Here is a 14,888-nt window from a genome sequence, read left to right as displayed (position 1 = left end):
TGAGCTCTAGACCTTGGAGAAGACGACGGTGCCGTTCGTCCCGCCAAAGCCGAAGGAATTGGACATGGCGGTGTTGATCGCCGCATCGCGCGTTTCCGTCACGATCGGCAGATCGAGTTCCGCGATCTCCGGATCCATCTCGAAACAGTTGATCGACGGCGCGACAAAGCCGTGCTGCATCATCAGCAGCGTGTAGATCGCCTCATGCACGCCCGCGGCGCCCAGCGCATGGCCGGTCATCGCCTTGGTGCCGGAGATCATCGGCGCATTGCCGCCGAACACCTCTTTCACTGCCTTCATTTCCGCGATGTCGCCGACCGGCGTCGCCGTGGCGTGCGGATTGAGATAGTCCGGCGCGGCCTTCACGGTTTCGAGCGCCAGCTTCATCGAGCGGATCGCGCCCTCGCCCGACGGGGCGACCATGTCATAGCCGTCCGAGGTCGCGCCATAACCGGTGATTTCGGCATAGATTTTCGCGCCGCGCTTCTTCGCCGCCTCGTATTCCTCGAGCACCAGCACGCCCGCCCCGCCGCCGCCGACGAAACCGTCGCGGTCCTTGTCGAAGGGCCGGGAAGCCTCCTCCGGCGTGTCGTTGTACTTGGTCGACATCGCGCCCATGGCGTCGAAGAGGTTGTAGAGGCCCCAGTGATTCTCCTCGCAGCCGCCCGCGAACATGACGTCCTGCTTGCCCCACTGGATCTGCTCCGCCGCCGCGCCGACGCAGTGCAGCGAGGTCGTGCAGGCCGAGGTGATCGAGTAGTTCACGCCGAGAATCTTGAACGGCGTCGCCAGCGTCGCCGAGGCGGTCGAGCTCATCGCCTTGGGGACCGCGAACGGTCCGATCCGGCGCGGACCCTTGTCCCGCGTGATGTCGGCGGCATCGATGATCGTGCCGGCCGAGGGGCCGCCCGATCCCATGATGATCCCCGTGCGCGGATTGGAGACGGTGGCGTCTTCCAGGCCCGCATCGGCGATTGCCTGCTGCATCGCCATGTAATTCCAGCCCGCGCCCTCGCCCATGAAGCGGTAGACGCGCTTGTCGACATGTTCGGCCGGATCGATGTCCGGCTTGGCCCCGACATGGCATTTGAAGTTCAGACGGGCGAAATCCTCCATGTGGCGGATTCCGCTGCGGCCGTCCTTCAGGGATTGCGTGACCTCTCCGGCAGTGTTGCCGATGGGGGAAATCACGCCGAGACCCGTCACCACGACACGACGCATGCCTTACTCCTCTTGAGTTTCGGTCCGGTCCGCCGGTCAGGCGCCGGCACCGTCCGCTTTCATCTGGTCTGCGGAAAACAGGCCGACGCGCAGATCGCTGGCCGTGTAGATCAGCTTGTCGTCGGCAAACACCTTGCCCTCGCCAATGCCCATTTTCAGGCGGCGGTCGATGACCCGGCTCAGATCGACTTCATAACGGACCGTCTTGATGTCCGGCGTCACCTGGCCGGTGAACTTCACCTCGCCGACGCCCAGCGCGCGGCCGCGCCCGGGCATGCCGCGCCAGACGAGCCAGAAGCCCAGCAATTGCCACATGGCGTCGAGGCCGAGACAGCCCGGCATCACCGGATCGCCCAGGAAGTGGCACTGGAAGAACCAGAGGTCCGGGTGGATGTCGAGTTCGGCAACGGCCTGGCCCTTGCCGTGTGCGCCGCCCTCCTCCGTGATGGAGGTGATGCGGTCGAACATCAGCATGGGCGGGGCCGGCAGCTTGCCGTTTTCAGGGCCGTGCAACTCGCCGCGGGCAGAGCGCATCAGGTCGTCGATACCAAGCGAATGAAGTCTTTCGGTCATACCGTGTCCGGTCGGGGCCGGAACACTTGAAGTCGGGCCCGAAGGCCCGGCATCCCGGCGGTCAATATGTGTCAGCCCGGAGCGGTATCATGGGGGGCGGAGGCGCTCAAGGCGGGGCTGCGCTGCGCTGCGGCAGCGGACCCGTCCCGCTCGCTGTCATAAATGCCCCATAAGGTTGAAACATCGGCCCAGCCGCGATGGCCCTGCGCCTCGATCCGGCACCAGCCGTCGCGGCAGCGTTCCAGCCACATCACGGCCCCTGTGTCCGCCACGGCCTCGACCGGAGCATCGGCGGCCGGCCGCGCCAGAAGCGGTGTTTCGCTGAGCGCAATCACCGAACGGCGCGCGGACAAAAGGCTGCGATGCATCCAAGTCACCTCGCCGTCCGGATCGCGCACGCGGCGCCAGTCGGCGGTTTCCGCGATCACCTCCATCGGCAGGCCGGCCCGCACATAGCGCCACACGATCGGATGCGCCTGTTCCGGTCCCGCCCTTCCATTCGCGACGCCCGCCTTCAGCGACACGAAGCGCGGCACGGGAAAGCCTGACGGCGTCGGCGCGTCCTGCGCAGCAACCGGTGCGGCCAGCACCAGCGCGGCGAACAGCATCGGTATCAGTCGGTTCAGCCCCATGGCGGATTTGTGGGCGCGCCATGGTGAATTCGCAGTAAACGGAACCGCCTTATGGGCCGGGAACCGGATCAATCCCGGTTGCTGCCAGCGCCGCGTCGATCCGGTCGAGAATACCGATGAAGGTGTCGCTCAGTTCCGGTCCGTTGCGATTCTCCGCCTCGGCATAGAGCCGATAGAAAACGGTCGGCGATTCGCGCATCACCTCCGCCAGCCGCTCGCGGCCGTAATTCGCTTCGATCTCGCGCGCGATGATGTAGCCGACATTGTAATTGCGCTCTTCCCCGGTGAAGCCTGCAAAGTAGTGCCGCAGCGGATCGGTCGTGGGATCGTTGGCCAGCTGGTAGAGCGAGGCCTCGAACAGGGTGAAGAGGTTGGCGCGCTCATTGACGCCGCGCGCCAGCCGTTCCTGGAAATAGGCCAGCATCTCCCCGTCACCCTCGAAGTCGGCCGGGTCGGCGACCCAGGTCGCACTGCCTTCAAGATAGCCGTAATTGAGATATTGCAGCGCCCGCCAGTCGGTATCGCTCAAGGCTTCTTCGAGGCCTTCGGGAACCGGCCGCATCGCGCCTTGCGCGCCGTGATAGAGCTCGTGAACGAGCACCAGCTCCAGCGCGGGCAGATCGTCATGCATGCGGTGAAAGCCGATATAGAGGACCGGGTCGCCAAAGGCGAAACCGGCTGAATTCACCCCCATCACGAAAACGCTCTGCAACGGCGTGTCGTACCCGGCGGGCACATAGGCCGACAGCCGCTCGCACGCCGGCGCCATCAGCGCGTCCGGATCGGCGCGCAGCGCCGTCAGCGCCGCCTCCATCGCATCAAGCGTTTCATCATCCGGGAAGGGATAGACCGGGTCTTCAATGTCCGCTTCGGTACCGGCCTGCCACGCGACCAGCTCCTCACGCAGACGCCCGGATGTCGACCGGTCCTCGTGGATTTGCGTTTGCTTGCGCACGATGGCCTGCACCGACGGCAGGTCCAGCGCCGCATCAATGGCGGCTTCCCCGCCCTCGCCCCGCAGGATCGGGGTCAGCGCGTCGAGCGCGGTAAAGTCGAAACCGATGGCGAAATTGCCGCACGGTAAGTCCTCGGCGGAGGCTGTGGCCGCCGTCAGCCCCGCAGCGAGCGCTGCGGTGATCAGGGTTTTCATGAGGGTGCCTTTCTCCCTTCCCGGGGTGACCCTAGCCGCCCCGGGTGCCCGCGGCACCTGCCTCACGAAAACTTCATATCCGGGCCGGTCTCCCGTCATGTGACGCCAGGCAAGAAAGGACCGGGTCAGATCGAAGGGGGAATCATGACGCCCATACTCGCCGCCATTGCCCTGCAGGCCGCCGGCCCGGACGCGGTCGATCCGTTGGCGCTCTACGCCGAAGCGCGCGCCATTGCCGAAGCCGAGGGGGAGCGGGTCTGGCCGGGCTTCGCCGATGCGCCCTTCCAGATCCTCCTGATCGACGGCGAAACCGAGACGCTGGTCTGCAGCGAAGGCGCGGGCGAGGGATTCGCGCCGGCCGGGATCGACCCCGCAACCGGGTGCGAAACGGCGACGCGTGAGCGGCAATTCCCGGCGAACTTCCTGGCCAGCTTTCCCGCCGTCGACGGCATCCCGACCATCGTCGTCGGCACGCCGGAGGCGACCGGCAAATCCCCGTCCGGCTGGATGTTCACCCTGCTGCACGAACATTTCCATCAGATGCAGGACGCGCAGCCGGGCGCCTGGGCAGGCGCGCTCGCGCTCGACCTGCATGACGGCGACACGTCCGGCATGTGGATGCTGAACTACCCCTTCCCCTATGACGACCCGGAAGCGGGCGAGGCGCTTCGCGCCTGGGCGGACGCCGCTGCCGCGGCCCTCGAAGCCGATAACGACGCCTTCCCCGCCGCCCATGCCGCCTACCGGCAGGCGCGCGCGGATTTCATGGCGTCGGTGTCGCAGCGCGATGCGCGCTATTACGAATTCCAGATGTGGAAGGAGGGCGCGGCTCGCTGGACCGAATACGAACTGGCGCGCCTGTCAGGCCGCCAGCGTCAGGTCGGCGAGGAGTTGCGGCGCATGCTGCAGGAGCTCGCCGGCATGGACCTCGCCGGCTGGCGGCGCGTCACCGTCTATGCGCTCGGCGCCGCCGAAGCGCACCTTCTGGAGCGCGCCGGGGCGGCGTGGCGCGAGACTTACTGGAGCGAACCCTTCAGCCTCGCGCGTCAGCCGGAAAATTGATCAGCAGCCGCGGAACTGACCGTTCACCCAATAGGTGCAGCCGTCCTGGCGGTTGAAATAATAGTATTGCCGCGCCTGCGGGTCCCAGTACTGCTCGGAATGCTGCGGATTGTTCTGGTTCCAGCGGCAACCGCCATCGGCCCGGCACCCGGCATAGGCTCCGCCGGCCGCACCGACGATGCCGCCGATGATCGCGCCGGTCTCGGCATCGCCGGACCCGGTATTGTTGCCGATAATGGCTCCGGCCGCCGCGCCCAGCGCCGCGCCGGAGAGTGCGCCGCGCTCCACATTGCCGGTCTGGGTGCAGGCCATCAGCGGCAGGGCCGTCAGTGCGATCAGAAGCTTTTTCATCGTGCGATCCTTTCACGGGTCGAGGAAATCCCGCCGGATGAAAGGCCGGCGGGTCGAATCGGTTCTCACTCTGACAGGCGATTGTGGCAAATCTTGTATCTCGTCACACGCTCCCGCCCCGGCTAGCCTGTGCCCCGGGGAGGACGGATCATGAGAACAGGCTGGGCAGCGGCGCTGGTATGCGCGATCTGGGCGGGCCTGACCGGTCCGGCCGCCGCGCAATTCAATACGCCGATGTCAGATTTCCTGGCCGACCCCGCCGGGTTTGACGGCAGGACGATCTCGATCGACGGCCATGTCAGCTTCGACGACTATGCCCGGACCCTTTTCGCAACGCGCGAGGATTTCGAGGCTGGCCGTTTCGGCCAGGGCATTCCCATCGTCGTCCCGGACCATTTGCTCGACCGCCGGGACCTCTATGAGCGGCGCTTCGTCCGCGTTTTTGCGCGATACGATCATCGCTGCGCCCAGGCCGACTGGTGGTGTTCGAACTTCGCCGGTCAGGGCGTTCTGATCGTCGAGGGAGTCGAAGTGCGAAGCGACGATCCGCCGGCTGGCTATCGCGCGCCGCCGCTGGAGACGCTTTGGGACCGGCCATACGCCACAGCGCTGGACGCCGAAACGCCACTGGGCGGGATCGCGGCGGCAGCCTTCGCCGCCATCGAATCGCGCGACCGGGAAGCGCTGGTCGCCCTCGCTCCGGAGGCCGATCGCACAGCCTTTGGCGCAGATTTCGCCGATCCACGCAGCCGGGGGAGCTGGCTGCTCTTCACCGGTCCGCATGCCTGGCGCGCGCGCCTTGCAGACGCGGCGGACGGACCCGCCATCATCCTCACCTTCCCCGAAGACCCCTTCACGCCGCGCATTGCGGCCGCTTGCCTGTGTCTTGAGGCCGAATGCGCAGCCTTCGCCGCGCCGTCCCCGCAAATGGTGACGGCCGCGTCGACCGCAGATCCCTTCATCTGCCTCGCCTTCGTCGAGATCGGCGGCCGCTGGTATCTCGACCCCGGCCCGCTGATGTCGATGTCCGTTCTGGGTGAGAATGGCGGTGATCTTGGCCTCTATGGCCCGGCTCAATCGTCGCCCGATGGAGGTCAGCTGGTCGGGACCTTCTTCACAACCCCGCTGCTGCGTTCCGCGCATTTCGTCTCGCGCATGCGCGAGCGCCCGCGCGCCCGTGTCGCTGATGCCGTGGCGTCGGGCCGCGCCCTGCCTGCATCACAGATGCGGCCAAGCGGCGCGATCTGGGTCATGGAAGACAGCGGTATCAGCGCCCTTGGCGAACCGCGCCAGACCGATATTTCGGCCGAGCGCCGGCCGGACGAAACGCCCTAAGCGGGGATCGTCACCCGCCGCATTGTCAGATTGATCCGCCCGCCGCCCGGAACGAGGGTCGACGCGCCCGGATAGATACGGTCGACGCCGTGATAACTGCGCCTAGCCGCCCCGCCGAGCACGACGACATCGCCTGAGCTCAGCACCATCGAGGCGGTCGGCCCTTTCCGCTCCGGCCCGCCGATCCGGAAACGCGCCTTGTCGCCCAGCGAGACGGAAACCACCGCCGCGTCCGTCGCTTCCTCGTCGAAATCGACATGCAGCCCCATCCGGCTATCGGCCCGGTACCAGTTGACGAGACAGGCTTCCGGAGGCGCGGGATAGTTGGAGACCTCGCTCCAGAGCGTCATCAGTGCGTCCGGCATCGCCGGCCAGTTCTGGCCCGTTTCCGGATGGGCCGGCTCATAGCGATAGCCTTTCGTCCGGTCCGTCACCCAGCCGAGCGGGCCGAAATTCGTCATCGTCACGGACAGGGGCTGTCCGGTCCGCGGCATGCGCGGCTGGAAGAAGGGTGCCCCCGTCTCCGCCGCGGCGAAGACGGCATCGATCAGCTTTTCCTGCTGCGCGCGGCTGAAATAGCCGGGCAGGAGGCGGAAGCCGTCGGGCGGCGAGAAGGCGGGGCGGGCGGGCATCGCCGTGAAGATGGAGCGATGCGCGCGCCGCTTCCACCCGGAAAGCGCTGCGTTCGCGGCAGACTCCAATATCCCCACGCCCCTTGCGGGGATCGAACGCCCTCCCTAAATCCCCTGCCGAACCGGGCCTCCGGTCCGAACAGGTTTGAACAGTCCAGGCCAAACGCCTGAAACCGGGGGGTTTTCAGCGACGGCAGCGGCGCTCCGGGCCGTGTCCTCTCCTTGAAACCCTGCCCAAGAAGAACGGGAGTGAATGAGCTTATGAGCAAGGTGATCGGCATCGACCTCGGCACGACCAATTCCTGTGTCGCCGTCATGGAAGGCGGACAGCCCAAGGTCATCGAGAATTCCGAAGGCATGCGGACGACCCCGTCCGTCGTCGCCTTCACCAAGGACGGCGAGCGCCTGATCGGCCAGCCGGCCCGCCGCCAGGCGGTGACCAACCCCGAACAGACTTTCTTCGCGATCAAGCGCCTGATCGGCCGCAAGTTCGGCGACCCGACCGTCAAGAAAGACGCCGACATGGTCCCCTACGCGATCGTGAAAGCCGACAATGGCGATGCCTGGGTCGAGGGCCGCGACAAGAAGTACGCGCCGTCGGAAATCTCCGCCTTCATCCTCACCAAGATGAAGGAAACCGCCGAGGCCTATCTCGGCGAGACCGTCACCCAGGCCGTGATCACCGTTCCGGCCTATTTCGACGACGCCCAGCGTCAGGCCACCAAGGACGCCGGCAAGATCGCCGGGCTTGAAGTCCTGCGCATCATCAACGAGCCGACCGCGGCCGCGCTCGCCTATGGTCTCGACAAGGGCGAGAACAAGACGATCGCCGTCTACGACCTCGGCGGCGGCACGTTCGACGTCTCGGTTCTGGAAATCGGCGACGGCGTGTTCGAGGTGAAGTCGACCAATGGCGACACCTTCCTCGGCGGTGAGGATTTCGACCTGAAGATCGTCGATTACCTCGCTGACGAGTTCAAGAAGGAGAACGGCATCGATCTCCGCTCCGACAAGCTCGCGCTCCAGCGCCTGAAGGAAGAAGCGGAGAAGGCCAAGAAGGAACTTTCCTCGGCCGCCTCCTACGAAGTGAACCTGCCCTTCATCACCGCCGACGCCTCGGGTCCGAAACACCTGACCATGAAACTGTCGCGCGCCAAGCTCGAAGCGCTGGTGGACGATCTCGTCCAGCGCACGGTCGAGCCGTGCAAGAAGGCGCTGAAGGATGCCGGCCTGTCGGCTTCGGACATCGACGAGGTCATTCTCGTCGGCGGCATGACCCGCATGCCGAAAGTCCAGGAGACGGTGAAGAAATTCTTCGGCCGCGAGCCCCACAAGGGCGTCAATCCGGACGAAGTCGTCGCCATGGGCGCCGCCATCCAGGCCGGCGTGCTGCAAGGCGATGTGAAGGACGTGCTGCTGCTCGACGTGACCCCGCTCTCGCTGGGCATCGAGACGCTGGGCGGCGTGTTCACGCGCCTGATCGACCGCAACACCACCATCCCGACGCGCAAGTCGCAGACCTTCTCCACCGCTGACGACAACCAGTCGGCAGTGACCATCAAGGTCAGCCAGGGCGAGCGCCAGATGGCGGCCGACAACAAGCTGCTCGGCCAGTTCGACCTGATGGGCATCCCGCCCGCACCGCGCGGCGTGCCGCAGATCGAGGTCACCTTCGACATCGACGCCAACGGCATCGTCAACGTGTCGGCCAAGGACAAGGCGACCGGCAAGGAACAGGCGATCCGCATCCAGGCGTCGGGTGGTCTGTCGGACGACGAGATCAACAACATGGTCAAGGACGCCGAGGCCAATGCCGAGGCGGACAAGAAGCGCCGTGAACTGGTCGAGGCCCGCAACGGCGCCGAGGCCCTGATCCACCAGACCGAAAAGCAGCTCGAAGAGTTCGGCGGCAAGGTCGGCGCGGAAGAGAAGTCCGCGATCGAAACCGCACTGAACGAGCTGAAAGAGGTCAAGGATGGCGACGATGTCGAGGCCATCCAGCAGAAGACCCAGGCCCTGATGCAGGCCGCCATGAAGCTGGGCGAGGCGATGTATGCCGCGCAGCAGGCTGAAGGCGGCTCCGATGAGGGCGGCTCTGACGGCAGCGCCTCGTCCGATGACGACGTGGTCGACGCGGAATATTCCGAAGTCGACGGCGACGACAAGAAGAGCGCGTAATCCTGCGAAACGAGTGCCGGGCGGCCTGATGGTTCGCCCGGCCCTTCGCATCGCAACAAGGGCGGGTCATGGCCTCGAAACGCGACTATTACGAAGTACTCGGCCTGCAAAAGGGCGCGGACGCGGCGGCGATCAAGAGCGCCTACCGCAAGCTCGCCATGCAATACCACCCGGACCGCAATCCGGGTGATGCCGAGGCCGAGGCCAAGTTCAAGGAGGTCGGCGAGGCCTATTCCGTCCTGTCCGACGACCAGAAGCGCGCTGCCTATGACCGCATGGGTCACGCCGCCTTTGAAGGCGGGATGGGTGGGGGACAAGGTCCGTTCGGCGGCGGCGCCAGCGCGGCCGATTTCTCCGACATTTTCGAACAGATGTTCGGCGATGTGTTCGGCGCCGGCATGCGCGGCGGTCCGCGTGGCCGCCGCGGCCCGGCACGGGGCTCGGACCTGCGTTTCGACCTCGAAATCTCGCTGCAGGACGCCTTTGCCGGCAAGTCGGAGACGGTGCGCGTCCCCACCGCCGTTACCTGCGAGCGCTGCGAAGGCAATGGCGCGGAACCGGGCACCTCGCTCGAGACCTGTCCGCAATGCCATGGCCAGGGCGTGATCACCGGCGGCAATGGCATGTTCCGCATCCGCCAGACCTGTCCGCAATGCGGCGGCCAGGGCAAGTATGTCGCCACGCCCTGCACCGAATGCGACGGTGTCGGCCGCGTGCGCAAGACCCGCACGCTGAATGTCGAAATTCCCGCCGGCGTCGAGGACGGCATGCGTATCCGCCTCGCCGGCGAAGGCGAGGCCGGTCCCCAGGGCGGGCCGCGCGGCGATCTCTACATCTTCGTCCACATTGCCCATCACGACCTGTTCGAGCGGGACGGTCCGAACCTTTACTGCCGCGCCACCGTGCCGATGGTCACCGCCGCGCTCGGCGGCAGTGTCTGCGTGCCCGTGGTCGATGGCGGCAAGGTGGAACTGAAAGTCCCGTCCGGCTCCCAGACCAACAAGCGCATGAAGCTGAAGGGCAAGGGCATGCCCCGGCTGCGCGGCGGGCCGCGCGGCGACCTGATCGTCGAGCTGTTCGTGGAAACCCCGCGCAACCTCTCCGACCGGCAGAAGGAATTGCTCCGCGAGTTCTGTGAACTTTCGGGCGGCAACTGCAATCCGGACTCGGAGAGCTTCGTCGGCAAGGCCAAACGCTTCTGGGACGATCTGACCAGCGACGACGGCCGGCCGAACGTCTAACCTCACAATCTTGGCTAGGGCGCGCTGAGATACCAGAGCGCTGCGGTCTCGATCCCTTTCAGATCCGGCTTGCGATCGTGCAGCGCCGCGTCACGCGTCATCGATCCGATCAGGGTCAGGACGAATCCGGCCCGGGCTTCGGCGCGGTCCGGACGAACCACCCCCCATTCGGACAGCAGCAGGCCGGCCTCGCGGTGCAGGCCCGGATCGGCCGAGACCGGCTCCGGGAGGCTGCCACCCTCGCCGATCAGTACACGGACAAGCGGACAGACGCCGCGCTCGAACCCGTCCATCGCCCGCGTCACCTGTTCGATCCAGCCACGCACATCCCGGGTCGGGCGGGCCTGCGCACCCAGCAGCGACAGGCGCGAGCGCAGCGCGGCCTGCTGCCGCTCGAGAACAGCGGCGATCGCCGCCGCCTTCCCCGCGAACCGGCCATAGAAGGCCCCGGTCGACACCCCGGCGCGCTTCGCGAGCTGCGGCAGGGTAAGGGCGTACAGCGATCCATCGGCGGCCGACGCCGTGATCGCCGCGATCAGCCGGTCATACGTGCGCCGGCTGCGCATCTGCTGCGGGGGTATGACCGGCGTCCTTTGAATCGCCATCTCATGACATCCGGCTAAACACCTGTTTTTCAACAAACAGGTCCTGCTGCCAATTCCGAACAAGATTATGATTCTTTTTCGGTGACGTCCATGGGTCATACCGTCTGGTTGGACCGGCGATCGCATGACGCACTCGGGAGAATTCCGGGTTTCGGTAGAGTGAATTCATCTCCCGTCTTTTCGCTTGAGCGCCAGGTGCGGGCCTGCCTAGTCTTTTACCCGACGGAAGGAGGCGCGCTTGGAAGCCCTGGCCATGCTGATACTCGGTGCGTTCGGCCTGATGCTGATCGGCGCCATTCTCGGCTGGATCGCCTTCGCGCGAACCGGCTCGCTTCAGCGCGAGATCGCCGCGCTGCGGGCCCGGCTGGACGCACAAGCTCCGGCCGAAGCCCCGGCACAAAGCGCACCGGCTCCTGCGCCACAACCCTCCGTACCCGAATCGACACCTTCCGCCGATAGCGCGACCACACCCCTTCCTCCCCATACGGAGGACTCCCCGCAGCCAATTGAGCCCGAACCGGTCGCCGAACCCCGACCGGCCACGCCGCCGGCCCGCCCCCTGTCCGGAATCGAAGCCAGCCTGACCGGCAACTGGCTCGTCTGGGTCGGTGCGGCCGCGCTGGCGCTGGGCGGGGCCTTCCTCGTGAAGGCCGCTGTCGATATCGGCCTGTTCGGACCGGGCATGCGGATCGGGACTGCCCTGCTCGCCGGTTTCGCCATGATCGGCGCGGGCGAATGGCTCCGCCGTCACCCCGCCCGCCTGCCCCTGCCGGGCAAGAGCGCCGCACCGGCCGCGACGACCGGCGCGGGCCTGATCACGCTCTATGCCGCGATCTGGGCCGCGTTCGCGCTATACGGCTTCCTGCCGCCCCTTCTTGCTTTCGCGCTGCTGGCACTGGTCGCCGCAGGTGCGCTGGCATTGGCCCTCCTGCATGGCGGCATTATTGCCGCCTTCGGCATTGCCGGGGCCTTTGCGGTGCCGCTGCTGATCGGATCGGACGATCCGAACGCGGCGGGTCTCTTCACCTATGTTTTCGCAGTCGCGGCGGCCGCACTCGCAGTGGCCCGGGTCGCACGCTGGACCTGGGCGGGCTGGATCGCGGTGGCCGGCGGCGCACTCTGGCCGCTGATCTGGCTCGTCCTTGCCTTCCGTTCAGACCAGGCCTGGGCGCTGTCCGTCTATCTGCCCGCCTTCCTGATCGCCGCGCTCGCTTTCGGCTGGCGCGACGCAGACGATCCGCCTCCGGTCGACCGCAAGCTGAAGGACTATTTCCCCTTCCCGGCCGGGCTGATCGGGGCGTGGTTCGGCGGTTTCGCCGCGCTCGCGCTCGCAGGCCTGCTGGCCGAGGCGGACGGGCATTCCCCGGTCACGCTCGCCGGGTTCGCCGCCACGGCGCTGATCGCGTTGATGGCCCCCTGGCGAAAGGAAGGCTTCGCCGGATTGGCCCCGGCCGCGGGCATCGCGACCGCCCTCGTCATCCTCGCCTGGCCGCAAAGCCTGTCCTTCATCGTCGATAGCGGGGTTGAGCTCGATCGCGCCTTCGCCCCCTTCGGCAGCCGTCCGGCCATCCCCGACTTCCTGCCCGCCTGCCTGATCGCGGCCTCGGTCTTCGGCCTGTTCGGGCGGTTCGCGCTGGCCCGCCTCCGCGTGAAGACCCCGATGGCGATGGCCGGAGCGATGACGCCCGTCCTCATCCTCGCCGCCGCCTGGTACCGGCTGGCCGACGAACCGCAATCGGGGTTCTGGGGGCTGGCCGCACTGGCCCTGACCGGCCTCCTCGCGGCGGCGGCCCAGGGCCTCCTGAAGGGTGATGGCCGGCAGCGCCAGCCCGGCGCGATTGCGGTCTACGCCCTCGCCAGCGCGGGCAGCGCCGGTCTCGCCGCCGGGTTCGCACTCGATCAGGTCTGGATGAGCGCCGCCTTCGCGCTCGAGGCACTCGCGGCCGCCTGGCTGTGGCGCAGGCTCGACCTGCCCGCCCTCAAGGGCGCGGCACTGGTTTTCGGCGCGCTCGCCGTCTTCCGCCTGACCGTGCTGGGCGAGGCCTTCGATTTCGACGTCGGGCCCTGGCCGATCCTCAACACGCTGCTCGTCGGCTACGGCCTGTCCGCGCTGGCCCTTTGGCAGGCCGCGCGCGAGTTGCGCGCCGGCGGAGACGATCCGGACAGTTGGCCGGTCCAGTCCCTGACCGGCGGCGCGCTTATTCTCGGCATCGGCCTCGTCTTCATGCAGATCCGCCACGCCATGGGCGGGGGTGATCTCGGCCGCAACATCCTTAACGATTTCCGGGAGGTGGGACTGCACCTGTCGAGCTGGGCTGCGACCGCCGCGGCTCTGCGTTGGCGCCTGGGACCGAAGCTGCGCCTTGCCCCGCGCCTGATCGAGGGGGTGACGCTGATCGGCACCGGGTTGGGCCTGTTCGCCCTGCTGACCGCATTCAATCCGTGGTGGGGCTATGCGCTGACCCGGAATGACCTCGGCAGCGGCATTCTGCTGGCCTATGCCGTGCCGGCCATCTTCCTCGTCCTCCACGCCGCCGCCCTGCGCCGTCAGGGTTATCGCAAGTGGGGCACCGCAATCGGGCTGATCGGCGCGGCGGTCTTCTACGAAGCGTTGATCCTTCTCATCCGCTGGTTCGAACATGGCCGGGACATGATCGACGCGCCGATCCTGCCAGGCGAGAGCTGGGCCTATTCCGCGGTTACCGTGGGATATGCCACGGCTCTCCTGCTGATCGGCGCGTGGCGGCGCATGCCGGCGGCGCGCTATGCCGGGCTTGTCGGGCTGACGCTGGCGACGCTGAAAGTCTTCCTCTTCGACCTGTCGGGCCTCGACGGGGCGTGGCGCGCCTTTTCCTTCATCGGGCTCGGCGCGGCCCTGGTCGGGATCGGCATTCTCTATCAGCGCGTCATCGGCCCGATGGCGGCGCGGGAGAGGGCGGACGGCTGAAACGCGCTGCGGCGGCAAGAGTCAGGATCGGCATCATTCCCCCCGGAAGTGTTTCAGCAATATCTTTTCTTTTCCTTCACCGGATCGCTACAAAGCTCGCAGGGATGTGATGGGAAGGGAGACCAACCATGCCCGTGAACATTACTATTCTCGGCGTGTCGGGGCGTATGGGTCGCGCGATTGTCGCAGAGATCGCGCTCGACCGGCGCTTCAATCTTCATGGCGGGATCGTGCGTTCGGACTCCGAACATGACGGTCAGGATATCGGCACGCTCGCCGGGGTCGAATATTCCGGCGTCAATGCGCTCGTCCGGATCGAGGACGCTTCCCAGGGCGCTGACGTTGTGATCGACGTCTCCGTTCCTGACGCAACCGTCGCCGCCGCCGAGCGGCTCGCCGCGATGGGCGGCGTGGCGATGGTCACGGGTGTCACCGGCCTGACCCCTGAACAGTCGGAACGCCTCAAGGCCGCCTCGGAGAAAATTCCGATCCTCGCGGCGCGAAATTTCTCGCTCGGCGTCGCCATCGTGGAGGATCTGATCCGCCAGGCCGCAGCCGCCCTGCCGCTGCATCGCTGGGATGCGGAAATCGTCGAGACCCATCACCGTGCCAAGACCGATGCCCCCTCCGGAACCGCTCTGATGATGGGCGAAGCGATCGCGGAAGCGCGCAGTCAGGCCTTCGACCAGGTCGCCACGATGGGCCGCACCGGTCAGACCGGATACCGCGCGCCGGGCACGATCGGGGTCGCGTCAGTGCGCGGCGGGTCGGTGATCGGCGAGCACGAGGCGAGATTCCTGTCCGACTACGAAACCATCACGGTGGGCCATGTCGCCCATGACCGCCGGGTCTTCGCGCGCGGCGCGATCGATGCGGCGCGCTGGATCGCCGGAAAGCCGGCCGGACTTTATTCCATGCGGGATGTGATCGCCGGCTGACATCTCCCGACAGCGCTTTCGCC

The 14,888-nt window shown here is 66.8% G+C and carries 13 protein-coding genes; 6 read left to right on the top strand and 7 right to left on the bottom strand.

What is annotated here, in order from left to right; translation table 11 throughout:
- Positions 1–6: 6 nt before the first annotated feature.
- From fabB to L5876_RS11725, 4 genes are all read right to left on the bottom strand, one after another.
- Positions 7–1,221: a beta-ketoacyl-ACP synthase I gene (fabB, locus tag L5876_RS11740; protein ID WP_236956545.1), complete on the bottom strand. Its 1,215-nt coding sequence runs from the start codon at positions 1,219–1,221 to the stop codon at positions 7–9.
- A 36-nt stretch (positions 1,222–1,257) separates the two neighbouring features.
- Positions 1,258–1,794 carry a bifunctional 3-hydroxydecanoyl-ACP dehydratase/trans-2-decenoyl-ACP isomerase gene (fabA, locus tag L5876_RS11735; RefSeq protein ID WP_236956544.1) on the bottom strand — a complete coding sequence of 179 codons (537 nt, stop codon included), beginning with the start codon at positions 1,792–1,794 and terminating at the stop codon, positions 1,258–1,260.
- Between the two features lie 71 nt (positions 1,795–1,865).
- A complete protein-coding gene (locus L5876_RS11730; RefSeq protein ID WP_236956543.1) occupies positions 1,866–2,426 on the bottom strand; it encodes an SH3 domain-containing protein in 561 nt (186 codons plus the stop codon).
- 49 nt (positions 2,427–2,475) lie between these two features.
- Positions 2,476–3,576, bottom strand: coding sequence for a DUF5700 domain-containing putative Zn-dependent protease (locus tag L5876_RS11725; protein ID WP_236956542.1), 1,101 nt, complete (start codon positions 3,574–3,576; stop codon positions 2,476–2,478).
- 144 nt (positions 3,577–3,720) lie between these two features.
- Between L5876_RS11725 and L5876_RS11720 the strand changes: the two genes are divergently transcribed.
- Positions 3,721–4,638: a hypothetical protein gene (locus L5876_RS11720; RefSeq protein WP_236956541.1), complete on the top strand. Its 918-nt coding sequence runs from the start codon at positions 3,721–3,723 to the stop codon at positions 4,636–4,638.
- Here the strand turns inward: L5876_RS11720 and L5876_RS11715 are convergent, their stop codons facing one another.
- Positions 4,639–4,989 carry a glycine zipper domain-containing protein gene (locus L5876_RS11715; RefSeq protein WP_236956540.1) on the bottom strand — a complete coding sequence of 117 codons (351 nt, stop codon included), beginning with the start codon at positions 4,987–4,989 and terminating at the stop codon, positions 4,639–4,641.
- A 150-nt stretch (positions 4,990–5,139) separates the two neighbouring features.
- Between L5876_RS11715 and L5876_RS11710 the strand changes: the two genes are divergently transcribed.
- The gene (locus L5876_RS11710) at positions 5,140–6,324 is read left to right on the top strand and encodes a hypothetical protein (RefSeq protein WP_236956539.1); all 1,185 of its coding nucleotides are present in this window, start codon (positions 5,140–5,142) and stop codon (positions 6,322–6,324) included.
- Here L5876_RS11710 and L5876_RS11705 read toward each other — a convergent pair.
- Complete coding sequence (locus tag L5876_RS11705; RefSeq protein WP_369281039.1) at positions 6,321–6,956, bottom strand: alpha-ketoglutarate-dependent dioxygenase AlkB; 636 nt, start codon at positions 6,954–6,956, stop codon at positions 6,321–6,323. The two genes, L5876_RS11710 and L5876_RS11705, sit on opposite strands and share 4 nt — an antisense overlap.
- Positions 6,957–7,217: 261 nt before the next feature.
- On the opposite strand from L5876_RS11705, the gene dnaK reads away from it, so the two are divergent.
- Together dnaK and dnaJ are read left to right on the top strand one after the other, a co-directional pair.
- Positions 7,218–9,134 carry a molecular chaperone DnaK gene (gene dnaK, locus L5876_RS11700; protein WP_236956537.1) on the top strand — a complete coding sequence of 639 codons (1,917 nt, stop codon included), beginning with the start codon at positions 7,218–7,220 and terminating at the stop codon, positions 9,132–9,134.
- 68 nt (positions 9,135–9,202) lie between these two features.
- Positions 9,203–10,375 carry a molecular chaperone DnaJ gene (dnaJ, locus tag L5876_RS11695; protein ID WP_039718335.1) on the top strand — a complete coding sequence of 391 codons (1,173 nt, stop codon included), beginning with the start codon at positions 9,203–9,205 and terminating at the stop codon, positions 10,373–10,375.
- Between the two features lie 14 nt (positions 10,376–10,389).
- Here dnaJ and L5876_RS11690 read toward each other — a convergent pair whose 3' ends face one another.
- Positions 10,390–10,980, bottom strand: a complete 591-nt coding sequence (locus L5876_RS11690) for a TetR/AcrR family transcriptional regulator (protein WP_236956536.1) — start codon at positions 10,978–10,980, stop codon at positions 10,390–10,392.
- A 238-nt stretch (positions 10,981–11,218) separates the two neighbouring features.
- On the opposite strand from L5876_RS11690, the gene L5876_RS11685 reads away from it, so the two are divergent.
- Entirely contained in the window at positions 11,219–13,927 is a 2,709-nt protein-coding gene (locus tag L5876_RS11685; RefSeq protein ID WP_236956535.1) for a DUF2339 domain-containing protein, read from the top strand.
- A gap of 128 nt (positions 13,928–14,055) precedes the next feature.
- Complete coding sequence (dapB, locus tag L5876_RS11680) at positions 14,056–14,865, top strand: 4-hydroxy-tetrahydrodipicolinate reductase (protein WP_236956534.1); 810 nt, start codon at positions 14,056–14,058, stop codon at positions 14,863–14,865.
- Positions 14,866–14,888 lie beyond the last annotated feature (23 nt).

This window comes from Hyphobacterium sp. SN044 (assembly GCF_021864465.1).
GTDB lineage: Bacteria > Pseudomonadota > Alphaproteobacteria > Caulobacterales > Maricaulaceae > Hyphobacterium.
The sequence above is the reverse complement of the archived record's forward strand: the minus strand, read 5'-3'. Positions and strand labels throughout refer to the sequence as shown.